21 protein-coding genes are annotated in these 23,357 nt (G+C 67.4%); 15 read left to right on the forward strand and 6 right to left on the reverse strand.

Going from position 1 to position 23,357, the window contains the following annotated elements; all coding sequences use genetic code 11:
• Nucleotides 1-2 precede the first annotated feature (2 nt).
• Both IE191_RS15070 and IE191_RS15075 read right to left on the reverse strand, forming a co-directional pair.
• Nucleotides 3-923, reverse strand: a complete 921-nt coding sequence (locus tag IE191_RS15070; RefSeq protein ID WP_191325210.1) for a fumarylacetoacetate hydrolase family protein — start codon at nt 921-923, stop codon at nt 3-5.
• Nucleotides 924-951: 28 nt separating this feature from the next.
• Entirely contained in the window at nt 952-2,079 is a 1,128-nt protein-coding gene (locus tag IE191_RS15075) for a cupin domain-containing protein (RefSeq protein WP_229815438.1), read from the reverse strand.
• Between the two features lie 129 nt (nt 2,080-2,208).
• Between IE191_RS15075 and IE191_RS15080 the strand changes: the two genes are divergently transcribed.
• Together IE191_RS15080 and IE191_RS15085 are read left to right on the forward strand one after the other, a co-directional pair.
• Nucleotides 2,209-3,186: a carbon-nitrogen hydrolase family protein gene (locus IE191_RS15080; protein WP_191325212.1), complete on the forward strand. Its 978-nt coding sequence runs from the start codon at nt 2,209-2,211 to the stop codon at nt 3,184-3,186.
• Between the two features lie 5 nt (nt 3,187-3,191).
• Entirely contained in the window at nt 3,192-3,830 is a 639-nt protein-coding gene (locus tag IE191_RS15085) for a flavin reductase family protein (protein WP_191325213.1), read from the forward strand.
• Nucleotides 3,831-3,841: 11 nt separating this feature from the next.
• Here the strand turns inward: IE191_RS15085 and IE191_RS15090 are convergent, their stop codons facing one another.
• The 3 genes from IE191_RS15090 to IE191_RS15100 all read right to left on the reverse strand — a co-directional run bounded on the left by IE191_RS15090 (nt 3,842) and on the right by IE191_RS15100 (nt 7,150).
• Nucleotides 3,842-5,290, reverse strand: a complete 1,449-nt coding sequence (locus IE191_RS15090) for a serine hydrolase domain-containing protein (RefSeq protein ID WP_229815440.1) — start codon at nt 5,288-5,290, stop codon at nt 3,842-3,844.
• A gap of 141 nt (nt 5,291-5,431) precedes the next feature.
• Nucleotides 5,432-6,829, reverse strand: a complete 1,398-nt coding sequence (locus IE191_RS15095) for a hypothetical protein (RefSeq protein WP_191325214.1) — start codon at nt 6,827-6,829, stop codon at nt 5,432-5,434.
• Nucleotides 6,830-6,928: 99 nt separating this feature from the next.
• The gene (locus IE191_RS15100) at nt 6,929-7,150 is read right to left on the reverse strand and encodes a hypothetical protein (RefSeq protein WP_191325215.1); all 222 of its coding nucleotides are present in this window, start codon (nt 7,148-7,150) and stop codon (nt 6,929-6,931) included.
• Here IE191_RS15100 and IE191_RS15105 point away from each other — a divergent pair.
• The 6 genes from IE191_RS15105 to IE191_RS15130 all read left to right on the forward strand — a co-directional run bounded on the left by IE191_RS15105 (nt 7,134) and on the right by IE191_RS15130 (nt 14,194).
• The gene (locus tag IE191_RS15105; protein ID WP_191325216.1) at nt 7,134-7,514 is read left to right on the forward strand and encodes a DUF6152 family protein; all 381 of its coding nucleotides are present in this window, start codon (nt 7,134-7,136) and stop codon (nt 7,512-7,514) included. The two genes, IE191_RS15100 and IE191_RS15105, sit on opposite strands and share 17 nt — an antisense overlap.
• A gap of 90 nt (nt 7,515-7,604) precedes the next feature.
• On the forward strand, nt 7,605-8,411 hold the full coding sequence (locus tag IE191_RS15110; protein ID WP_229815442.1) for a hypothetical protein: 807 nt from the start codon (nt 7,605-7,607) through the stop codon (nt 8,409-8,411).
• A 75-nt stretch (nt 8,412-8,486) separates the two neighbouring features.
• Nucleotides 8,487-9,806: a glycoside hydrolase family 183 protein gene (locus IE191_RS15115; protein WP_229815444.1), complete on the forward strand. Its 1,320-nt coding sequence runs from the start codon at nt 8,487-8,489 to the stop codon at nt 9,804-9,806.
• Nucleotides 9,807-9,885: 79 nt separating this feature from the next.
• Nucleotides 9,886-12,060, forward strand: a complete 2,175-nt coding sequence (locus tag IE191_RS15120; protein ID WP_191325217.1) for a thiamine pyrophosphate-dependent enzyme — start codon at nt 9,886-9,888, stop codon at nt 12,058-12,060.
• Nucleotides 12,060-13,628 carry an indolepyruvate oxidoreductase subunit beta family protein gene (locus IE191_RS15125; RefSeq protein WP_191325218.1) on the forward strand — a complete coding sequence of 523 codons (1,569 nt, stop codon included), beginning with the start codon at nt 12,060-12,062 and terminating at the stop codon, nt 13,626-13,628. Before IE191_RS15120 ends, IE191_RS15125 begins: the two co-directional genes overlap by 1 nt.
• A gap of 116 nt (nt 13,629-13,744) precedes the next feature.
• Nucleotides 13,745-14,194, forward strand: coding sequence for a MarR family winged helix-turn-helix transcriptional regulator (locus IE191_RS15130; protein ID WP_191325219.1), 450 nt, complete (start codon nt 13,745-13,747; stop codon nt 14,192-14,194).
• A 27-nt stretch (nt 14,195-14,221) separates the two neighbouring features.
• Here the strand turns inward: IE191_RS15130 and IE191_RS15135 are convergent, their stop codons facing one another.
• Entirely contained in the window at nt 14,222-15,331 is a 1,110-nt protein-coding gene (locus tag IE191_RS15135) for an AraC family transcriptional regulator (RefSeq protein WP_191325220.1), read from the reverse strand.
• Nucleotides 15,332-15,466: 135 nt separating this feature from the next.
• On the opposite strand from IE191_RS15135, the gene IE191_RS15140 reads away from it, so the two are divergent.
• Genes IE191_RS15140 through IE191_RS15170 form a run of 7 tightly spaced genes read left to right on the forward strand, consistent with a single transcriptional unit; the run spans nt 15,467 to nt 23,337 of the window.
• Complete coding sequence (locus IE191_RS15140) at nt 15,467-16,654, forward strand: ornithine cyclodeaminase family protein (protein ID WP_229815447.1); 1,188 nt, start codon at nt 15,467-15,469, stop codon at nt 16,652-16,654.
• Between the two features lie 59 nt (nt 16,655-16,713).
• A complete protein-coding gene (locus IE191_RS15145; RefSeq protein WP_191325222.1) occupies nt 16,714-17,136 on the forward strand; it encodes a Rid family hydrolase in 423 nt (140 codons plus the stop codon).
• 35 nt (nt 17,137-17,171) lie between these two features.
• On the forward strand, nt 17,172-18,443 hold the full coding sequence (locus IE191_RS15150) for an NAD(P)/FAD-dependent oxidoreductase (protein ID WP_229815448.1): 1,272 nt from the start codon (nt 17,172-17,174) through the stop codon (nt 18,441-18,443).
• A gap of 40 nt (nt 18,444-18,483) precedes the next feature.
• A complete protein-coding gene (locus IE191_RS15155; RefSeq protein ID WP_191325224.1) occupies nt 18,484-20,127 on the forward strand; it encodes an AMP-binding protein in 1,644 nt (547 codons plus the stop codon).
• Complete coding sequence (locus IE191_RS15160) at nt 20,124-21,305, forward strand: thiolase family protein (protein ID WP_191325225.1); 1,182 nt, start codon at nt 20,124-20,126, stop codon at nt 21,303-21,305. Before IE191_RS15155 ends, IE191_RS15160 begins: the two co-directional genes overlap by 4 nt.
• Nucleotides 21,302-22,558 carry an SDR family NAD(P)-dependent oxidoreductase gene (locus IE191_RS15165; protein ID WP_191325226.1) on the forward strand — a complete coding sequence of 419 codons (1,257 nt, stop codon included), beginning with the start codon at nt 21,302-21,304 and terminating at the stop codon, nt 22,556-22,558. The genes IE191_RS15160 and IE191_RS15165 overlap by 4 nt, the downstream gene beginning before the upstream one ends.
• Nucleotides 22,555-23,337: a cyclase family protein gene (locus IE191_RS15170; protein ID WP_191325227.1), complete on the forward strand. Its 783-nt coding sequence runs from the start codon at nt 22,555-22,557 to the stop codon at nt 23,335-23,337. Before IE191_RS15165 ends, IE191_RS15170 begins: the two co-directional genes overlap by 4 nt.
• Nucleotides 23,338-23,357: the final 20 nt, after the last annotated feature.

Raw genomic sequence — 23,357 nt, forward strand, 5'->3', positions numbered from 1 at the left:
AGTCAGGCTGCTACCACCGGGTGGCGCAATGTGCCGATCCCTTCGACGCAGGCAACGATCGTGTCGCCCGGCCAGACCCATTCCTGTGGATCGCGGCCCGCACCCACGCCTGCGGGCGTGCCGGTGGCAATGATATCACCTGGCTCGAGCGTGATGCCCTGGCTGATGTCGGCCACCAGTTCGTCTACCTTGAACAGCATGTAGGCCGTGTTGCTTCGCTGCTTTTCCACACCGTTGACGGTCAGCCACAGGTCGAGCGTCTGCGGATCAGGAATCTCGTCGGCGGTAACGACAACCGGGCCCATCGGGCAGTAGGTGTCCTGCCCCTTGGAATAGATCCACTGCCCCGCGCGGCGGCAATCACGCGCGCTCATGTCGATGCACACGGTATAGCCGAATACGTGGGCCAGCGCGTCCTCGCGCCGCACGCGGCGGGCGGTGGTGCCGATGATTGCGGCCAGTTCCACTTCCCAGTCGAGCTGCCGGGTGATCGCCGCGTCGTGGCGGATCGGCTCGTCCGGCCCGATCACGCTCGTCGGCGGCTTGGAAAAGATCACGGGCTGGCGTGGCAGGTCGGCGGAGGTATCGAGCGAGCGCGCGCTTTCGGCGACGTGCTCGGTATAGTTGAGGCCGATGCCGAACACGTTCTTGCGCGGGCGAGGGATGGGGGCAAGCAGACGCACATTGGCCAGCGGCAGCGCGGTTCCCAGCGGGAACTGCTCCCCCTGCTCGGCAATCAGCGCCGTAATCGTGGCGATCGCGCCGGGACCGAGGTCGATCAGATCGAGCATGCGCGAGGGCAATTCCACCCCGCGCGCCGCGCCAAAGCGGGCAAGGTCGAGCACCAGTGTCGTCCCCGCGCCCACCAGAGCGCCGAGGCGCGCTTCGGCTTCCGCCGTAGCGCGGTAGGTAACCAGTCGCATTGCAATTCCTTCCAGGGTTCGGTTCGTATCAGGCGATGAGAGGTTGGTGACCGCCGTTGTCGCCGAAGGCCTCTTCGCGATAGAGGCCCAGAGCGCGCATCACCGGCAGGTCGTGGAACGCGAAGAGGCAGGCATCCTCGCGATCAGAGGCGTTGGCATGTTCGTGGTACATCCAGGCGGGCACGACGAAGATGTCACGCTCCTTCCAGTCGAACCGCCGGCCATTGATGATCGACCAGCCGCTGCCCTTGCAGCATTGGTAGACGAAGCTGCCCGTCTGGCGATGTGCGCGTGTGCGCTCGCCAGGACGCAGCATCTGGATATGCGCGCCAATGGTCATCATTACCGGGCCGCCGGTGTCGGGATTGACGTATTCCATCAACACCCCGTCGAAAGGCGAACCGTCGGTCACTGCGGCGTAGCGCTGCAACGCGTCATAGGTGGGGGCCCATTCGTACTTGAGCAGCGGCGAATAGCGCTTGGTCCAGCTTGATCCCCAGGGCCGGAGGCCGGGATTGCCCCAGGTGTGGACCGAAGCATCGACCGGGTAGCGCATCGCCTGGGACAGGTCGGGGTGCACTTCATAGAAGTTTGCTTCGAGTGCGTTCATCAGCGGGATGTCGAGCCCGTCCTGCCAGATGCACACGCTGCCATCTTCGGCCACGCCGTGCTCGTGCCATGTGCCGTTGGGGGTGAGCACGAAATCGTTCGCACCCAGCGTCATCTTCTGCCCGTCGACGTTGGTGAACGCCCCGTTGCCTTCCATGATGAAGCGCAGCGCCGAGGCGCTGTGTCGGTGCGACGACGCGCATTCGCCGGGCTTCATGACCTGCAGCCCTGAGTAGAGCCAGCCGACCGCCGCCACCACATCCTGTCGGCCGGGATTTTCCAGATAGATCACCCGCCGCCCTGCCTGCTCGGGGGTAACGAGATCAAGCGCACGCAGCACGTCGGCGCGCAGATCATCATAGCGCCACAGCATCGGCTGCGAGGTTGAGGCCGGCTCCCACGGCTCGATCTTGTTGGCCACTGTCCACAGCGCACCCGTGCCCAGCGTCGCGAGCCGGCGATAGTAGGCCACCAGTTCGGGTGTGTCTGCCACGTTGGCGCGGCCGATCCGATCCTCGCGATAGCTGTCGTAAGTCGTGGTGGTCACCGCACTCTCCATCGCGTCAACGAGGCCCAGGCCGCGCTCACGAATTTATTATAGGCTTAAAATATCTTGCTTCGGCGGCGCTGGCAAGCCATCAGTTGCAGCGCAATGCCAGCTGCCGAGGAGCCCTGCATGATAAAGCCGTTTCGCGCCGCCGTAGTCCAGGCGGCCGCCGTTCCCGACGATTCGCTGGCCTCCGCCGAACGCGCGGCCACGCGCGTGCGGCAGGCGGCCGCCCAGGGTGCGCGGCTGGTCGTCTTTCCCGAGGCATTCATCGGCGGCTATCCCAAGGGGGCCACTTTCGGCGCGCCCGTGGGTCTGCGTCGACCCGAGGGACGCGAGGATTACCGCCGATATCACGCCAACGCGATTGCGCTCGATGGCCCCGAGGTCGCGCTTCTTGCCGAGGCAGTGCGTGAGACCGGGGCTTTCGTCGTGATCGGCGTGATCGAGCGCGACGGCGGCACGGTCTATTGCACCGCGCTGTTCCTCGACGGTGAACGCGGGGTGGTGGGCAAGCACCGCAAGCTCATGCCGACGGGCGCCGAACGCCTGATCTGGGGCTTTGGCGATGGCTCGACACTGCCGGTGATCGACACTCCGCTCGGCCGGATCGGCGCCGTCATCTGTTGGGAAAACTACATGCCAATGCTGCGCATGGCGATGTACGGCCAGGGCGTGACGCTTTACTGCGCCCCCACGGCAGATGACCGCGATACCTGGCCCGCCTCGATGCAGCACATCGCGCTGGAGGGCCGGGCCTATGTGTTCTCGGCCTGCCAGCACATTACGCGCGGTGCTTACCCGGCCGATTTCGACTGTGCGCTGGGCGACGATCCCGAAACCGTGCTGTTGCGCGGCGGCTCGATGATCGTCTCGCCGCTGGGCCGGGTGCTCGCCGGGCCCGACTATACGCCCGACACCATCCTCTATGCCGACATCGATCCCGATGAAGTGACCCGCGGCAAGTTCGACTTCGACGTGGCCGGGCATTACGCCCGCCCCGATGTGTTCTCGTTGCATGTCGATGCAACCGCACGGCAGCCGGTCCGTTTCGACACCGCGCGCCGCGACGGGCGAGCCGCTTCAGCCACTGCGCGGGGGGCGTGACCACGATGCAGTTCGATTTCGCCAACCTCGACGCGGCCTCCCGCTACAAGCTGATGGCCGCTGCGATTACCCCGCGCCCGATCGCCTGGCTCACCACGCAGTCGCAGCACGGTGTGCGCAACGCCGCCCCCTACAGTTTCTTCAACATGATGGGCGCGGCACCGCCTCTCGTCGCGGTCGGCCTGATGCGCCGCCCAGATGGCACGCACAAGGACAGCGCACACAACATCCTTACAACGCGCGAATTCGTCGTGAATCTGGTCGCCGAACATGACGCCGCAGCAATGAACTTCACCTGCATCGACGCCCCGCCCGACTTTGACGAGTTGGCCGCGGCAGGTGTTGCCATCGCCCCCAGCATCGCGATTGCCCCACCGCGGATCGCCAGTGCACCGGTGTCGATGGAATGCCGGCTGTTCCAGGCGATCGAGGCCGGCGAGTCCACCATCGTGCTCGGTGAAGTGGTGCGCTTTCACGTCCGTGACGACCTCATCGATCCCGCGCGACTCCATGTCGATACCCTGGCGATGAACCTCATCGCGCGCATGCACGGCGGCGGCTGGTATGCCCGGTCGACCGATCTGTTGCAGCTCGAACGCCCGACCTGGGCGGAATGGCATGGAGCGCTGCGCGCGGATGGCTGAGCCGGGATTGGTCAGAGCGGCGCATCCCACGCCGCGACGGGCGTGATCGCCAGGTCCGTGATGCGATCATCCGCGGTTGTCGCCAGCGTTACATCGACGATCCCGCCGGCGTAACGCGCGCGATAGCGCCAGGCCGGGCCGCCGCAGGTGCTGGTGCGCGCGAAGGGTTCCACCGCCTCGATCCGGCCAAGCGGCGCTAATACCCCGGCATATTGCCCCACCATCTCCTTGAGATCGAGCGCGGCATAGTGGGCGAAAGCAGCCGGCTCCACGCGGTTTTCGGCAACGGCGCCCAGCACTTTGCGCACCCGCGCAGTCATCGCCGCCACCGGCGCAGTCGCCCGGTCGGGCAGCGGCTCTGCCTTTGGCCGGGCCAGCGCCGGCACGGTCAGCGCCGCGATCTGGCGTGCCAGCGTCTCGGCGTCGGCGCCCTCACCGTTGGCGAGTACCGCCACGGTCAGACCTTGCGCACCATAGCGGATGGCAAATGTCTGGAAACCTTGCCAGCTGCCGCCATGCCACCAGGTGCGCCCATCGACATACCAGCCCAGGCCATAGCCACAGGTTGCGCCATTGGGCAGGCGTGCCGCCTCGCCCATCTGTGCCCACGACCGCGGCGACAGCACGGCACCCCGACTCATCGCCCCGGCCCAGGCGGCATAGTCCAACGCCGAAAGGTAAAGCGAACCATCGGCGGTGGAATTGGCTGCGGCAGATATCCATTCGGCGTTGCGCAGGTGCCCGTCGCGGCGCTCGTAGCCGGCGGCACGGCCAGGGATGATCGCCAGTTCGTCGATTCCGCGCGCCCGCGTCATGCCTGCAGGCGCAAAGACTTCTTGCGCAAGGTAGTCGGCATAGGGCCGCCCAGTGATGCGCCGGATCGCCTGACCCAGCACCACGTAATCGACGTAGCCGAACCGCCAACGCGTGCCGGCGGCGAAGTTGAGATCTTCGTGCGCGATGATGTCGAGCATCTGCGCATCGGTATATTCGACGCGGAAATCACCGTTGGGCGTCGCCGGCAACCCGGAGGTGTGGGACAGCATCTGCCGCACGGTAACAGGCTGCCAGCGCGCGGGCAGTTCGGGCAGAATTGCACGGATCGATCGGTCGAGGTCGAGCCGACCCTGTTCGGCCAGACGCAGCACACCGGCGGCTGTGAACTGCATGCCCAGCGCCCCGGTCTTGAACAGCGTGTCGGCATGCACCGGCACGCTGTGTTCAAGGTTGGCAAAACCGAACCCCTCGACGCGCAGCGGCACTCCGTCCTTGACGATGGCAATAGCGATGCCGGGCACGTCGGCACGCGCGCGTTCGGCCTCCACCGCGCGCGCCACCGGGTCGGCGACCGCCAAAGCGGGCGCAACCGTCTCCGCGCGGCTCGGCCAGGCGATCGCCAACGCCGCAACCACCGCGACCAGGACAAGCAGGGCCGGGATGGTGGAAGAGGGCGTTTTCAAACGAACGGGCCTTTGCCCGCGAAACAGGGTCTGGTTCATGCTGTCCACGATGCCCGCGGGACACGGCGGCCCCAATGGCGCAACCGGCCCCGAACGCGGCGAATGCGGCCGCGCCCCGTGTCACGGCCATGCCGCATCGCTTCAACGTGCCGGGGCCGTCGCCGCTGCGATCGGGTGATACTCGGGCGCGGGGGCGGCATTGTCCCAGATTCCCTGCGATCGGGTGGGCCGATCCACCGCCAGGCTCGCGCCCAGGTTGGCACTGCCCAGCGTGCGCACCTGGAACAAGGCCTCAAAGCCGCCGCCACAGCCGATCCGTCCCCGTCGCAGGCCGCGCAGCCGCCCCGTGTCGGTGGCAAGCTCGGCCATCTCGCGCAGGCCCGGATCGCGCAGCGCAGCGATCACCAGCACGGTATTGCCTGCCGGGCCGGGCAGACAGGCTAGGTAGCCATAGTCGCGCCGCGCTATGCGTTCGTCGCGCAGTTCCATTCCATCGCTGTGATAGGCCTTGCCGCCCTTCACATCGACCAGACTGTCAAGCCCGGTATCGAGACGAAAGCCCGAGGCTTGCGCCAGCGGATCGCGCAGCAGCGAGCCGATGCCGCTCAACTGGCCGACATAGACCACGTCGGAGACCTTGAGCACGTCGGGCGTCAGTTGCGAGGCGGCGATCAGGCGGATCGGGCGCTGGGCGAAGGCCGGGTCGCGCAACAAAGCCGCACGGATCGTGGCTACTGCTGTCATCGTTGCGCTGGTGACATAGTGCTGGTCGCCGTCTGTCACGGCGCCAGCAGTCTCGGGGTTGAGGATCTGGAAAATGATCAGATCCTCGCGCGTGGGTACCGCGCGATCCCATACCAACCGCGCCGGCATGCCCGGTGCGGGGGTTTCGGCAAAGAAGTAATAGTCTCCCATGACCACGGTGATCGGTCGCGACGCCCCGGCCAACGCCGACCACGGTGCCGCGCCGTCGAGCCTGTCACCTGCTCCGCGCTGCCAGCGCACCGCCAGCACGCTGCCCAGCACGACGGCGACCACGGCCAGGAAGGCTACCACGGCGATCACCCCGGCGCGCGCCGGACCTGTGCCGGGCGGTGCAGCCGGCGGCTGCGCGGTGATCCCGTCTTCATGCTGCGCAGGCGTGGCCGCATCGACCAGAACCAGGCGATAGGTGCCCACCGGCAGGTGCAGCCTGGGGCCGGGCTCGTGGGCGAACTCGGTCTCGATCAGACGACGCAGACGGTGCACGTAGACGCGCACGTTGGCGTCGGGGCGATGCGCCGCGCTGCGTCCATCGGCAAATACCTCGGCGGCGATCTGCGCCTCGGACGGGGCGGCGGCATCGCCAGCCCGCGCCGCCAGATGGTCGAACAGCGCGAGCAACTTGTCCGATCGGCTGCGTTCCAGTGCATCGCGCATCCGCGCCACCGCCACGTCGAAGGCTGTATCGCTACCGTCACCGGCGGCATCGTCGTGCTTGCTGGCGGGCGGCGCCGTGGGCGAATCGCTTGGGCTGTCTGGGGGAGGAATCGCTGGCACGGGCCTCTCAACAAAAATGCAACAATCATCGCCTGAATACGCACGTTGTTGCGATTTGGAAATGACTTCGCGCGAATTGTGCGCCCCACAGCGTGCCGTTCATGCCTGCGCGCCAGCCCCAGAATGCAGTGCTTGTAACGGTTTCACAACAGTAATCCCTTCGCGCGAGCCGTCACCGTGCGCCAGCGTTGCATCACGGGTCGCACGGTTGCCGACCGGGCGGACAAGGGCTGAACCAGCCAACAGCACACCGCCGCCGGCCACCCCGCCCAGCGCACAGACGCCACACAAGAGGAGCTTACCCATGATCTGGATCAGCAAGACGACCGCCGCTCTCGCCGGCATCGTCACCCTGGCCCTCGCCAGCCCGGCCCTTGCCCACCATTCCTTCGCGATGTTTGACCAGACCCGGATCGATACCAAGCGCGGCGCCACCGTCGCCGAGTTCCGCTTTACCAACCCGCATTCGTTCGTGGTCGTCAATGTCAACGAGGGCGGCACCGTCACCCGCTATGCACTCGAATGCAGCAGCGTGAACATGATGAGCAAGGTTGGCTGGAAGTTCAACACGCTCAAGACCGGCGACAAGGTGGACATCGCCTTCTACCCGCTCCGCAATGGCAAGCCCGGCGGCATGCTCAAGACGATCAAGGTCGCTGACGGGCGCACGCTGAGCGGCTGGTAAGGCCGGCGCCACGTCCGGGACGACTACCGCGCCCACACCAAAAATTGCCAACGACGCGGCGCACGTGATGCGCCGCGCGGGGAGATCACGATGCACCTGCGCCCCTCCATACTGCTGGCCGCCTGCGCCGCCGCGCTGATCGCCGGCACCGCCACTGCTGCGCCAGCCCATGCAAGCCGCCCTGCGCCGGCAAAACCTGTTGCCGCCACGGCCCAGCCCGACATCAGCGGCGTGTGGGAGCTCTATCCCGACCCCTTTGCCGGCGACGAGAACACGTTCCGCGAATTGTCGGTGCCCGGCGATGGGCCGAAACTGCGCGAACCCTATGCCAGCCAGTGGAAGGCCCAGCGCGCCAAGCGCGATGCCGCGCTCAAGGCCGGCAAGCCACTGGTCGATCCGAGCACGCAGTGCCTGCCCGAAGGCATGCCGGCGATCATGGGTGCGATCTTTCCGCTGGAAATCCTGCAGACGCCGGGCCGGGTCACCGTCCTCGCTGAATTTCTCACGCAGACCCGGCGTATCTACCTCGGCCGCCAGCAGCCCGCGCTCGATGACATCAACCCCTCGTTCTACGGCCTTGCCACCGGCCGCTGGGAGGGTGACACGCTTGTCGTGACAACCCGCGGGGTCAAGGAGGACGTGCGCTTCTTCGAGATCCCGCATAGCGCCGAGATGACGATCACCGAGCGCATCCGTCGTACGGGCCCCGACCTCATGGAGGACCAGATCACCATCGACGATCCCAAGATGCTGATCGAGCCCTATCGCTTCACCTATGGCTACAAGCGCAATCCCACCTACGAGATGCAGGAATACTTCTGCGACCGCGAGGACCCGCTGTTCAAGGTGACGAGCGACGGCACGGTCGAGATGAAGGACACCGACGAGATCAAGTAGGCCGTCGCGGGTCTGCATCGCCGGGCCGGTCGCGTGCGGCTGGCCCGGATTTCCATGGCGGAGGAGCCCCCAACCATGCGCGATCGGCGCACGTTCCTGCAAGGATCGCTGGCAAGCCTGGCCGCCGGCATGGGCGGCCTGCCCGCGTCGGCCTGTGCAAACCCGGCGCACGGCCGGATAGTCGGGGCGGTGCGGCGCGAGGACACGATCGTGCGCCTCGGTGGCCTGGGCGACGGCTACAAGATGACGCTGCGCCCTGACGGCACGCAACTCGTCGTCGTGAATGATGGGCCGGGCTGGAACAACCCGCCCACCACCTTCTACAATACCCGGCTGTGGACCGTTACGGGCACACCGCCTGCGCCGCACTTTGCCATGCTGCCGGGCTATCCCGATCTCGATCGCGACGCCCGGCCCGACGCGCCGCGCTATTATGGCCACGGCGTGATCCAGGTCGGGCAGCGAATCTACCAGTTCGTCGCCACACACGATGCCGCCCAGGATCGCCCACAGCGCTGGCGCGGGGCCAAGCTGATCCTATCGGACGACGGCGGCACGACCTGGCGGAACCGCGACGGCACCACCCCCGTGGTGTGGGAGGACTGGGCCGGGCAGCGACGCGGCCCCTTCACCTTTTTCGATGAGCCGGATGGCGCACTGTCGCTGCTGACCTTCCTCCAGCAGATGCGCGGGCAACGCGCCGCGCCCGGTGGGTGGCTGATGCTCTACGGGCTGGATGGCAACACCGATGGACGGATGAACCAGCTGCTGCTGCTGCGCGTGCCGGTCGATAGCGTGGCCGATCGCGCGGCTTACCGCTTCTTTGCGGGCCACGATGCCATGGGCCAGCCGATCTGGTCAGCCGACATCGCCGCGCGCCGCGCGGTGCATCGCTTCCCGCGCGGCTGGGTCAACCATGCCAACCTCTTCCCCGGTGACCTCGTGGTCGAAAGCTGGCTGCCCAGCGTGGTCTACAATGCCCCACTCGGGATCTACATGATGGCGAGCGCGGGCATCGGCGTGGGCAGCGACGGCACAGAATTTGGCAAGCCCAGCTATTTCGGGCTGTGGGTGTCCCCCTCACCTTGGGGACCGTGGCGCCAGATCCACGAGGAGACAGCGTGGTACCCGGGTGGCGACAGGCACGCGCGCGCCTATGCCCCGCAGATCGCGCCGGGCTGGATCGCACCGGACGGGCGCTCGTTCTGGCTGGCCTGGTCAGACCTTCGCGGCATCCGCGCTTTTGGGCGTGACGAAGCGCTGCTCGACGCCGCCCTTGCCAAGGCCGCTACGCCTGCCGATCGCGCCACGACCGAGACCCGCTTCCTGCAACGCTACATGCCCGGCTTCTCGTTCAATGCCCAACGCGTCGATCTGCGTCTCGCCCCAGCCTGACGGCAGCGCCTGTGCGCAGCACGCCGATTGACCTGCTCAACAATTAGATGTATGCGCATGCATATATAGGAGAGCAGGCATGGCCGAACGTTCGTTTGCACGTGAAGTAGAGCATCTGCGGCTGGGTGCGGGCGAGGAATTCCGGGGGGAAGCGATCCTTGCGATCACCAAGGGCCTGCTCCAGGCGGGCGTCGCCTATGTTGGCGGCTATCAGGGCTCGCCAATCTCCCACCTCATGGATGTCCTCGCCGATGCGCAGGACATCCTTGGCGAGCTTGGCGTCAACTTCCAAAGCTCGGCCAACGAGTCCACCGCTGCGGCCATGCTCTCGGCCTCGGTGATGTACCCCTTGCGCGGCGCGGTCGCCTGGAAATCAACGGTCGGCACCAACGTCGCGTCCGACGCGCTCGCCAACCTGGCTTCGGGCGGCGTCACTGGCGGGGCCATGGTCATCATCGGCGAAGACTATGGCGAAGGTTCCTCGATCATGCAGGAACGCACCCATGCTTTCGCGATGAAATCGCAAATGTGGCTGCTCGACCCGCGTCCCGACCATGCCTGCATCGTCGACCTGATCGAGAAAGGGTTCCAGCTTTCCGAGGCGTCGAACACCCCCGTCATGCTCGAGGTACGGGTGCGAACCTGCCACATGCACGGCGCCTTCGTGTGCAAGGACAACGTCGCTCCCGCTTTCACGCTTGAGGATGCGCTCGCCCAACCCAAGCGCGATCTCGACCGGATCGTGCTGCCTCCGGCGGCCTATGCCCACGAACACGAGAAGATTGCGCAGCGCCTGCCCGCCGCGATCGCGTTTGTGCGCGACAATCGCCTCAACGAGTGGTTCGGCCCTGAGGAAGATTCAGACGGGCCGCCCCCGGTGGGGATCGTGCTGCAAGGCGGCATGTACAACAACGTGATCCGCGCACTGCAGTACCTCGGGCTGTCCGATGCCTATGGCAACACGCGCGTGCCACTCTACGTACTCAACGTCACCTATCCGCTGGTAGACAGCGAAGTGGTTGCCTTTGCCAAGGGCAAGCAGGCGATCCTGATGGTCGAGGAAGGCCAGCCCGACTATCTCGAGCAGGCGATCAACACCATCGCCAACCGCCAAGGCCTGACCACCCGCGTGCGCGGCAAGGACGTGCTGCCGATGGCAGGGGACTATTCGTTGCAGGCGATTCTTGCCGGCATTGACGCGTTCCTTGCCACCGAGGCACCGCGCCTGCTGGGCAATCGCCCGCCGTTGCCCACTGCACGCCCGGTGCTCGATCTGCCGGTCGTAAAGCGCCTGCGGGAGACAGTGCCCGCGCGGCCGCCAGGATTGTGCACTGGCTGCCCTGAGCGACCCATCTTCGCCGCGATGAAGCTGGTCGATCAGGAACGGGGCGCGCACCATGTCTCGGCCGACATCGGCTGCCACCTGTTCTCGATTCTGCCGCCATTCAACATCGGCAACACCACGATGGGGTTCGGCCTCGGCGGCGCCTCGGCCGCAGCGTTCGGACGCAAGACCACGGGCAAGCGTTCGATCGCGGTGATGGGAGACGGCGGCTTCTGGCACAACGGCCTGACCAGCGGGATCGGCAACGCGGTTTTCAACAAACATGACGGCGTGTTCCTGATCGTCGACAACTTCTATTCGTCGGCCACCGGGGGGCAGGACATCCTCTCGTCGCGCGCCAGCAACGCCAGCCGCAAGACCAACAACCCGATTGCCAAGGCAGTCGCCGGCATTGGCGCCACCTGGATACGCGAGGTCGATCGCACCTACGACGTCGGCCGGATGAAGGCGGTACTCACCGAGGCCCTGACAACGCCGGAGGAAGGCCCCAAGGTCATCATCGCCAGTTCCGAATGCATGCTCAACAAGCAGCGCCGGGTGAAGCCGCAGGTGGCCAAGGCGATCAAGAACGGCGCGCGCGTGGTCAAGGAGCGGTTCGGCGTCGATGAAGACGTCTGCACCGGCGACCACGCCTGCATACGCCTGTCTGGCTGCCCATCGCTGTCGGTCAAGCAGCTGGACGATCCGCTGCGCGATGATCCAGTGGTCACGATCGACAACACGTGCGTGGGCTGCGGCAACTGCGGCGAAGTGTCAGAAGCGGCAGTGCTGTGCCCCTCGTTCTATCGCGCCGACGTGATCCATAACCCCACCTGGTGGGACCGCGCCCGCGCGCGCGTTGCCATGGGCCTCATCACCTACCTCCAGGCGCGTCGCGACCGTGCGCGCCCCCTTGCCGGAGCCGCATGATGCCGACCGAGATTCTGCGCCTGCCGCTTGCCCCCGCCGGCGAGGCCACCGAACGCCCCATCGCCATCGCAATCGTCGCCATGGGCGGCCAGGGCGGTGGCGTGCTGACTGGCTGGATCGTCGCGCTGGCCGAGGCGGCCGGCTGGGTTGCGCAATCCACGTCGGTGCCGGGCGTAGCCCAGCGCACCGGCGCCACGATCTATTACGTCGAGATGATGCCGACGCGCGATGGTCGCAAGCCGGTGCTGGCGCAGATGCCCACGCCCGGCGATGTCGACGTGGTGCTGGCATCGGAATTCATGGAGGCAGGCCGCTCCATCCTGCGCGGCATCGTCACGCCCGGCCGCACCACGCTGATCGCCTCGGACCACCGCGCGCTCTCGATCGGGGAGAAGAGCGCGCCGGGCGAGGGCATCGCCGACAGCGGCGTGGTCCACGAGGCAATCGGTGCCACCGCGCGTGCGCGCATCGTCTTCGACATGAACGCCCTCGCCGTCGCCAACGGCAGCGTCATTTCCTCCGCGCTGTTCGGCGCGCTGGCGGGCAGCGGCGTACTGCCTTTCGCGCGCGAGGCCTATCACGCGGTGATTGCCGCCGATGGCAAAGGCGTCGCCGCCTCGATCCGGACGTTCGATGCAGCGTTTGCCCGCGCCGCCGGGGAAGAGGCGCCGCCCCCCCCATCCGCAGCCGCCAGCCCCGAACCCGCGCTCTTTGATGCGCACTGCGGCCCGCTTGCGTCACGCCTGATCGAGCGGCTGCCTCCCGGCGTTCACGCGATGGCGCGCGCCGGCCTTGCCAAGGTGGTGGACTTCCAGGACCCTGCCTATGGACGCGAATATTGCGGGCTGCTCGAGCAGCTCCACACGGTGGATCTTGCTGCCGGGGGAGCTGGGCGCGACCATGTCTTCACCCGCGAGGCAGCCAAATACCTCGCCCAGGCCATGGCCTATGATGACATCGTCCGCGTCGCCGATCTCAAGACCCGGAGCGGCCGCCACGCCCGCATCGCCGCCGAAGTGAACGCCGCGCCGGGCACGCTGCTCCAGACCACAGAATACATGCACCCACGGCTGGAGGAGGTCGCCGGCATCCTCCCTGCCCCCTTGGCCGACTGGTTGATGCACCGCCCGCGGCTGTTCCGCGCGATCGACCGGCGCATCAGCAAGGGCCGGCGCGTGCGCACCTATTCGGTCGGGTGGTTCCTTGCGCTCTATGCGGTCGCCGGCCTCAGACGGCTGCGGCGCGGCTCGCTGCGACACCGCGAGGAAGTGGCGCACCGCGACGCCTGGCTGGCTCTCGCCACGCGGCTGGTGGCAACCGACTATGCATTGGGCGTCGAAGTGCTGCGCTGTCGCCGCCTGGTGAAAGGCTATTCCGACACTCACGCGCGGGGACTGTCCAAGTTTGACCGCGTGATCGCCACGATCGAGACGCTGGCCGGGCGCAATGATGCCGCCGACTGGGCCAGCCGCCTGCGCGAGACCGCGGTGCGCGATGGCGAGGACAAGGATCTCGACGGGCTGATCCGCACGATCGGGTCGTTCGCGGGAGCTGCCGGGGCGGCATGAGCCGGCTTGCCTGCGCTGCCCGGGTCGCGATAAGGACCGGCGACCATGACTAAAACGCCCGCCCATTCCACCCCCGCACGATCTGTCGCGCTCGGCAGGATCTTGGGGCCGCTGGCATGAGCCTGCCCACCCGCCCCGAAGACCTTGAAGCCAACCTTGGCTATGCCATCAACCGTCTCGCCAACCTGGGGCAGGCCGCGCAGGCACGGCGCCTCGCCGCCAGCGGGCTCAGCCTTGTGCTGGTGCGCACGCTCTCGGTGCTGCACATCGAGGACGGGCTCACCATCAACGAAATCGCCGCGCGCACCTTTGCCGACCAGTCAACCGCCAGCCGCACCATAGAGGCGATGGTCGCGGCGGGCCTGGTCGAGCGGCGCACCCCGCCGGGCGACCAGCGCCGGCGGGAGATCGTGCTTACCCCCGCCGGTCGCGCCGCACTCGTGGCGGCTTGGCCGCGCATGGAAGAGCACACGGCAGCACTGGCCCGAAACATCCCTCCTGACGACCTCGAAACCTGTCGCCGCGTGCTCGCCGCGATGACTGCCAACCTGCGCCGCGAAGGCTGAGCGGCCAGCAACTGCCCAGCGTTATCGCTACTCGTCCTGATCCCGGCGCAGGAACCGACCTGGTGAAACACCCGTCCACTCCTTGAACGCACGCGAGAAAGCGGCGGTGTCGGCATAGCCAAGCTGTTCGGCCGCGACCGTCAACGAAATGCCCGACTTTCCCAGCATCGTCTGCGCGCGGGCCTGCCGGGCCTGTTGCAAGAGGTCGCGGAACGAGGTGCCCTCCTCGGCGAGGCGACGGCGCAGCGAGCGTTCGGACAGCTTCATCTCTGCGGCCACCGACGCACAATCGACGTGGGTTCGGCCCAGCCAGCGCCCGATGATGTCCCGCGTCAATTCGACGAAACTTTCCGCCGGGGTCGCCTCGGGGCCCATCAAGGCCAGCAAGTGCCATTCCAGGATGGTGCGCAGCTTGCGGTCTTCGGCCGGCACGGCGCTCGGCAGCGGGCGATCAAGGTCTTCGTTGCGCAGCACCAGCGCATTGGTCACCTGGTTGCCGCTTACCGGTGCACGGAAGGCCTGCGCCAACGCGGCCTCGCGTCCCATCACTGCGTGCTCCAGATGCACGGCCACGGGCGTCCAACGCGCGTGGGTGAGTTGGCGGATGAGCGTCACGTAGCTTGCCAGGGCAAACTCGGCATCCTGCACACGCGGCCAGATCGCCGAGTCCTCGATGCGGTAACTATAGGTGGTGGTCTCGGCGTCGCGGCGGCTGTCGAACAGCGTGCGCGTCTGCAGGCGCGACTGGAACAGCACGAGATAATCCAGCGCGCCGCGCAAGGAGCCACCAGCGCGCAGCAGCGCGTAAAACGGGCCAAGGTCGGCGAGCCCAAAGGCCGCGCCCATCGCCAGCCCCAGCGCAGGGCGATCAAAGCGCGCTGCCGCTGCCTCGAGCAGGGCGACATAGCGGTGCAGCGGCACGGTTTCGTAGGGCGTCTCAAGCTGGGCACGGAACATGCCGTGTTCGCGCAGCAGCGGGTCGATGCGCTTGCCCACGTCCTCCAACGCGGCGAACAGCGCCGTCAGGAACAGCAGGCGGATCGTGGCCTGCCCGGCGCGGCCCGGAATGTCGGGTGGAAGGCCGGCAGCGGCATGTTCGGCCCCAGGGGCGAACGGGGGAAGATCGGAGTCTGCCATCACGGGGAGCAAGTGTGTGGCCGATTCTGCAATGCGTCAATCCCCGCCTGCAATTGTCGCAAGGCGCGCGCTCGACCAGACCGGCAGCATCCTGGTGCTGTGCGCCGGGACCCAAGCAAACGATGGGAAACCTGCGTGCCTGACCTGTTCACCGACACTCTCACCGAGGCGGCCGCCCCATCCGCCACGCCAGCTCTGCCGCGTCTCGATTTCCTCTATCTGTCCGAACCCGACATGATCCGCGCCGGGGTGACCGACATGCCCGCCTGCGTCGATGCGATGGAGGAGATGTTCCACCTCCTGCACCATGGCGACTATCGCATGGCCGGTGGCAACAACAACCAGCACGGCGCCGTGATCGTGTTCCCCGAGAATTCGCCCTTCCCCGCGATGCCCAAGCCCACCACCGACCGCCGCTTCATGGCGATGCCGGCCTATCTCGGCGGCCGCTTCGGCACGGCGGGGATGAAGTGGTATGGCTCCAACGTCGCCAACCGCGACAAGGGCCTGCCGCGCTCGATCCTCACTTTCGTGCTCAACGATGCCGACACCGGCGCCCCGCTGGCCTACATGTCGGCCAACCTGCTTTCGGCCTACCGCACCGGTGCGATCCCCGGCGTCGGCGCGCGCCACCTCGCCCGGCCGGATTCGCGCGTGCTCGGCATCGTCGGGCCCGGCGTGATGGCACGGACCTCGCTCGAGGCGTTCATGGCCACCTGCCCGGCGATCGACACAGTCAAGATCAAGGGCCGCGGCGAGGCGAACCTGCAGGCGTTTTGCACCTGGGCCGAGGGCCGCTTCCCGCAGCTTTCGGTGCGCGTGGTCGCCACCGAAGAGGAGGTGGTCCGCGAATCCGACATCGCGACGTTCTGCGCCTCGGTGCCGACCGGCGATCCAAGCCGCTATCCCACAGTGCGGCGCGAATGGGTGAGCCCGGGCACGTTCCTGTCGATGCCCGCGCCCTGCAGCATCGATACCGCGATGGAAGGGGAAGATATCCGCAAGGTGCTCGATTTCACCGGGCTTTACGAGGCCTATCGCGAGGAACTGCCGCGCCCGATGCACCCCATTATTCCGGCGGTGGGCGTGCGCTGGTTCGACCTCGTCGACGAAGGCCGGATCGCGGCCGCTTCGCTCGAAGATCTCAGCGCGATCGTGGCCGGCGCAGCGCCCGGCCGGCGCGATGCCGACGAGATCATCATGCTCTCCATCGGCGGCATGGCGGTGGAGGACGTAGCCTGGGGCACGCACGTCTATCGCCGCGCGCTGGCGCAGGGGATCGGTACGCGCCTTACCCTTTGGGACGAGCCCGTCCTGCGCTGAGGCGAGATGGCCCCGAAAACCACCGCTGCCTGCAATCTTCCTCCTGCGAAAGACATTTCATGCCCGACGTCGTCAAGGTGAAAACCGGTAACAAGTTCGAGGAGCACGGGAGCTATTCCCGCCTCGTGGCCGTGGGCGATCTCATCTTTGTGTCCAACACTGCAGGGCGCAACCCGCAGACCAAGGAGATCCCCACGAACCTGGCGGACCAGACCAACCAGGTGCTCGACAACATCGCCGCCGCGCTCGCTGCCGTCGATGCCTGTCTCGAGGACGTGGTCGCCGCGCGGGTCTTCGTGCAGTATCCCAAGGACGTACTTGCCGTGATGACCGCCTATGGCGCGCGCATGCGCGGCATCAACCCCACGCTGACGATGACCTGCCCGCCGCTTGGCGCGGCCGAATACAAGGTGGAGATCGAGGTCACCGCCTGGCGCGGCGCGTCGAAGGGCGCGGTGCGCGAACTGCAGATCAGTCTCTGAGCGGACCGGTAGCGATGGGCCCCGCAATAACCCCCGTGACGACCTCGGAACGCTTTCCCGGCAGCACATCGGTCGTGGTGATCGGCGGCGGTATCGTCGGCCTGTCCACCGCACTGACACTGGCCGAGCGCGGCGTGCCGGTGGTGGTGCTGGAGAAGGGCCGCATCGCCGGCGAGCAATCGTCGCGCAACCTTGGCTGGGTGCGCAAGGTCATGCGCGCGGTGCCCGATCTGCCGATGGCCATCGCCGCCGAGCGGATGTGGCAGCAGATGCCCGCGCGCGTCGGCGAGGATTGCGGCTTTCGTCAGGCCGGGATCACCTATGTCGCGCGGACCGATGCGGAACTGGCCGCCTACGAGGCCTGGCTCGATACCGTGCGCGGCGAGGGGCTGGACAGCCGGATGCTGACCGGGGCCGAAGTCGCGCAGGCAATTCCCGGCAGCACGGGGCGTTGGGCCGGCGGCATCGCCACCCCATCCGACGCCCGCGCCGAGCCCACGCTTGCTTCCAGCGCCATTGCCCGTGCAGCCTTGGCACACGGCGCGGTGATCGTGGAAAACTGCGCCGTGCGCACGTTGGAGACCAGTGCCGGCGCGGTGCGCGGCGTGGTGACCGAGCGTGGCGCGATTGCCTGCGACCATGTGGTGCTGGCGGGCGGCGTGTGGTCGCGCCGTTTTCTAGCCAATCATGGCGTGCGCTTGCTGGCCTTGCCGCTGGTGGCGTCGGTGTTGCGCACCGCGCCGATGGACGGACCCACCGACAGCGCGGTGGGCGCCGCCGACTTCTCGTTCCGCAAGCGGCTCGATGGGGGCTATACCATCACCCAGCGCGGCGCGCTGTTCGCACCACTGATGCTCGACCATCTGCTGATCGGCATGAAGTACCTGCCCACGCTTGTCGCGCAGTGGAAAAACCTGCGCGTATCATTCGGGCGAGACTTCTTCGCCGATCTCGCCCTGCCCCGCCGCTGGCACGCCGACGCTGTCTCGCCGTTCGAACGGCTGCGCACGATCGATCCGCCGGTCAACCAGGCGCTCAACGACGAAGCCATGCGCAACCTGGTCGCGGCGTGGCCAGTCTTTGCCAACGCACATGTGGCACAATCCTGGGGCGGGATGATCGACGTGACGCCGGACTCTCTGCCGGTGATCGGCAATGTCGCGCGACTGCCCGGCCTGACACTGGCCACCGGCTTTTCAGGGCACGGCTTCGGCACCGGCCCAGCGGCGGGCCACCTCGCCGCAGACCTCGCCATGGGCGAGACGCCGTTCCTCGATCCCACCCCCTACCGTCTCGAGCGATTCTGATGGCCAGCCCGCAACCCCGAACGCCGCACAGGACAATGCCGTGAGCAAAGAGACCGTCTTTTCGCGCTTTTCCGCCGCGGCGACGCGCTGGTTCGACAAGCCCTTCCTCAACGTCCTGCCCGAGACCGCGCAGATCTATGGCATCGCGGCTGGCGAGATCACCTATGCAACGATGCTCGATCGCGTGCTGCGCCGCCAGGTCGTTCTGGCCGCCGCCGGCTTCGGCAAGGGCACGCGCGTAGGGCTGCTGCTCGACAACCGGCCCGACTTTATCGAGCTGTTCCTCGCGGCCAACAGCCTTGGCGCATCGATCGTGCCGATCAACCCCGACCTGCGCCAGGCCGAACTCGAATATCTGATCGCACACTCGGGCATGAGCGCCGCGTTCGTTGTCCCCGGCCGCCACGCCGATGTTGCACGCGCCGCGCTGGCGGTGGGAAGCGCGATGGTCCCCGTCACCCCCGACGCGCCGGTCCGTCCCTTGCTGCCACTGGCGCAGCTGCCGGCCGATCCCGATTCCGCGCGCGAGGCGGCGCTGCTCTATACCTCTGGCACGACCGGGCAACCCAAGGGCTGCGTGCTGCCCAACAGCTACTTCCTGCATTCGGGCGACTGGTATCGGGACACTGGCGGCCTGATCGCGCTGCACGCCGGCGCAGAGCGGATGCTTACACCGCTGCCGATGTTCCACATGAACGCATTGGCCGTCTCGCTGATGGCCATGATCACGCTGGGCGGCTGCCTCACCGTGCTCGACCGCTTCCATCCCTCGACCTGGTGGGATTCGGTGCGGCGCAGCCGCGCTACCTGCCTCCACTACCTGGGCGTGATGCCGGCCATGCTGATGAAGGCATCCGATAGCCCGGCCGACCGCGAGCATAGTGTGCGCTTCGGCTTCGGTGCCGGAGCCCCGGCGGCCCTGCACGGCGCGTTCGAGCAGCGCTTCGGCTTCCCCCTGATCGAGGCCTGGGCGATGACCGAAACAGGTAGCGGCGGCGTGATCAGCGCGCACCGCGAGCCGCGCAAGGTGGGGACCGCGTGCTTCGGCCGGCCCGATTCCGGCGTCGAGATCCGCATCGTCGACGACGCCGGCGACGATGTCGCTATCGACGTACCAGGCGAACTGCTGGTGCGCCGCGCCGGGCCCGATCCCACCTATGGGTTCTTCCGCGAATACCTCGCCAACCCTGCAGCCACTGCGGAGGCCTGGGCTGGGGGATGGTTTCACACCGGCGATATCGTCGCGCGCGACGCCGATGGCGACCTGCATTTCGTCGATCGCAAGAAGAACGTAATCCGCCGCTCGGGAGAGAACATCGCGGCGGTGGAAGTCGAGACGATCCTTGCGCGCCATCCCCACGTGCGCCAGGTGGCGGTGGCCGCCACACCCGACCCGGTGCGCGGCGACGAGGTGGCCGCGCTGATCGTGCTCGATGCCCCTGCCCGCTCCGGGACAGACAAGACCGAGCAACTGCCAACCGAGCACCTTGCACGCGATATCGCTACCTGGGCACTGGGTCAGATGGCCTACTACAAGGTGCCGGGCTGGATCTCCTTCGTCACGACACTCCCACGTACGCCGACGGAAAAGATCCTGCGTGCCGCCCTCAAGGAGGAAGTGGGCGCGCGCATGGCACGTGGCGCGTTCTTCGATACCCGCGCGCTCAAGAGGCGGCAGGGATGAGCAGCGCCGCCAAACGCCCGCGCATGGCCTACGATGGCGTGGTGATGGCCGCGCCCATCACCGTGCCCTATCAACGCTTCTCGAGCGAGCCGGCTCACGGCTGGGCCGGCGCGGCGCTGCGCGCACTGGCGCGGGAAACCGGGCTCGGCCCGCGCGATCTCGACGGTTTCAGTTTTTCGAGTTTCTCGGCCAGCCCCGATAGCGCAGTCGGCCTCGTCCAGCATCTCGGCCTCATGCCACGCTGGCTCGACCATGTGCCTACCGGCGGGGCGAGCGGAGTCATGGCACTGCGCCGCGCCGCGCGCGCGGTGCAGTGCGGCGATGCGGCCATCGTCGCATGCGTCGCGGCCGATACCAACCAGATCGACAGCTTCCGCCACACCCTCGCCACGTTCTCGCGCTTTTCGCAGGACGCTGTCTACCCCTATGGCTTTGGCGGCCCGAACGCGACTTTCGCGCTGATCACGCAGGCCTACATGCACGAACATGGCGTTACGCGCGCCGATTTCGGCCGCATCTGCGTCACGCAGCGCGCCAATGCCGGCTCGAACCCACTGGCATTGCAACGCAGCCCGCTCGACCTCGATACCTACCTCGCCGCGCGCCCGATCGCCGATCCGGTGCACCTGTTCGACTGCGTGATGCCCTGCGCAGGCGCGGAAGCCTTCGTTGTCACCACCCCGGAGATCGCCGCCGCGCGCGGCTGGCCGGCAGCGCGGATCATGGCCACGATCGAGCGCCACAATGCCTATCCCGACGATCCGGTGCAGCGGCGCGGCGGCTGGGCGATGGATGCCGACGAGTTGTGGGCGATGGCAGGCATCGGCCCCGCGGATATCGACTGCCTGCAGGCTTATGACGACTATCCGGTGATCGTGGCGATGCAGTTGGCGGACCTTGGCTTCTGCCCGCCAGACGCGATTGCCCGCTTCCTGCGTGACACGCACTTCGGCATCGATGGCACGCTGCCACTCAACACCAACGGCGGGCAACTTTCCGCAGGGCAGGCCGGCGCTGCGGGCGGGTACCAGAACCTGACCGAGGGCCTGCGCCAGATCCTGCACTGCCCGCTCGGCGCGCAGGTGCCGGGCGCGCGGCGCGCGGCAATATCCGGCTTCGGGCTGGTCAACTATGATCGCGGCGTGTGCACCGCCGCTGCCGTGCTGGAGGCGCTATGACGACGCCGCGCCATCGGCTGCCGCCGCCCGCACCGCGCGATCCGCTGGCGCGGCCGCAATTGCATCCCGTACCGCCCGGCGCGCGCAGTCGCGCGATGCAGGCGATGGCCGCGCGTGCCACGCAGGGTCGCTTCGTGCTTCAGGCCTGCACCGTATGCGATACAGCAACCTATCCCCCACGCGACGCCTGCCCACGGTGTTGGGGCACGCTGGCCTGGCACGATCAGCCGACCGGCGGGCGTGTGCTTGCCAACACGGTGATCCGCGTCTCGACCGATCCCTATTTCCGCGATCGCCTACCGTGGCACATGGGCTCGATCCAGCTCGATGCCGGCCCTGTCGTGCTGGCGCACCTTGCGCGAGGGCTGGAGCCCGGCGCGCGCGTCGCGATGCGGCTGATGCTCGACCGTGGCGGCAATGCAGCGCTGTTCGCCCTTCCCAGCGATGCCGCCCAAGTGCCACACCCGGAACAAGGAGCCACCAGCATGTCCGCCGATCCCCAGGGGCGCACTTTCGTGGTGCCGGTAGCAGGGGCAACTGTCCTCGTCAGCGATGCCCGCCAGCCGGTTGGCGGCGCGCTGGTCGGCGCACTGGCCGCTGCGGGCGCGCGCCTGGTGGTTGCCGGCCTGCCCGGCCCCGCGCCGGTGCGTGATGCACACGATCCCGTCCTGGGCCTGCCCGGCGTCCAGCCGCTTCCACTCGATGTGACCGATCCTGTCTCGGTGGCCGAGACGGTAAGCCGGATCGGCGGCCCGCTCGACATCGTCATCAACACCGCGCGTCATGTGCGCGCCGGGGGGGTGAGCCGCGACGGCAATCTCCTGGCCCAGCACCGCGCGCTCGAGGTTTCGGCCATGGGGCTCGCGCGCCTGGCGCAAGCAACGGCGCCAATCCTTGCCGGCCGGCCCAACGGCGCGTTTCTCGATGTGTTGTCGGTCACGGCGCTGGCGGGCGATGCCGGCCATGCTGGTTTCGCCGCGGCCGAGGCTGCGCGCCTCTCGCTGCTGCAAAGCTTTCGCCACGAGATGCGCAGCACCGGTGTGCGCGTCCTGGAAGTGTTCACCGGGCCGACCGACGATGCCGACTACCAAGCGCTGCCTCCACCCAAAGTGGCGCCAGCACGCCTTGCCGCCGCCGTGCTCGATGCGCTCGCGCAGGGGCGCGAACAAACCTGCGTAGGCGAGGTGGCGCGCGAGGCAATGCGCCGCTGGCTCGATGATCCGGCCCTTTTTGTCAGGGAGACCCAACCATGACGCCGCTGCTTACCGATCTTGTCGCACAGCTCGCCACCGGGGCAATCCGCGTGGTCGATCTGGCCAATACCCTGTCGTCCGATTTCCCGGTGATCGTACTGCCATCCGAGTTTGGGCAATGCGAGCCGTTCCGGATGGAGACGGTCTCCCGCTACGATGCCGATGGGCCGGCCTGGTACTGGAACCGGATCACCATGAACGAGCACACCGGCACGCATTTCGATGCACCGGCGCACTGGATCACCGGGCGCGACGTGCCACACGGCACGGTCGACGCAGTAGCGCCGCGCGATTTCATCCATCCCGCCGTGGTGATCGATATCAGCGCCGAGGCCGCGGAAAACGCCGACTTCGTGGTGACGCGTGCCTTTCTCGAGGATTGGGAGGCCCGACATGGCGCCATCCCAAAGCGACATTGGATCCTGCTGCGCAGCGACTGGTCCAGGCGTGTGGGCACCCTTGCCTATCTCAACCTGCAGGACGATGGCGCGCATTCGCCCGGCCCCGATGCCGATGCGATGCGCTTCCTCGTCCACGCGCGCGACTGCGTGGGCCTGGGTGTGGAGACGGTCGGCACCGATGCCGGACAGGCCAGCCACTTTGCCGAACCGCTACCTGCCCATTCAATCCTCCACGGCAATGGCCGTTTCGGGCTACAGTGCCTGACCAACCTCGACCAGTTGCCGACATTCGGCAGCGTGATCGTGGCCGCCCCGCTCAAGATCAAGGGCGGCTCGGGCAGCCCGCTGCGCGTCATCGCACTGATGCAGGAGGCATGAGCGGGGGGCGAACCCGCCCG

The organism is Novosphingobium pokkalii, assembly GCF_014652855.1.
GTDB classification, from domain to species: domain Bacteria; phylum Pseudomonadota; class Alphaproteobacteria; order Sphingomonadales; family Sphingomonadaceae; genus Novosphingobium; species Novosphingobium pokkalii.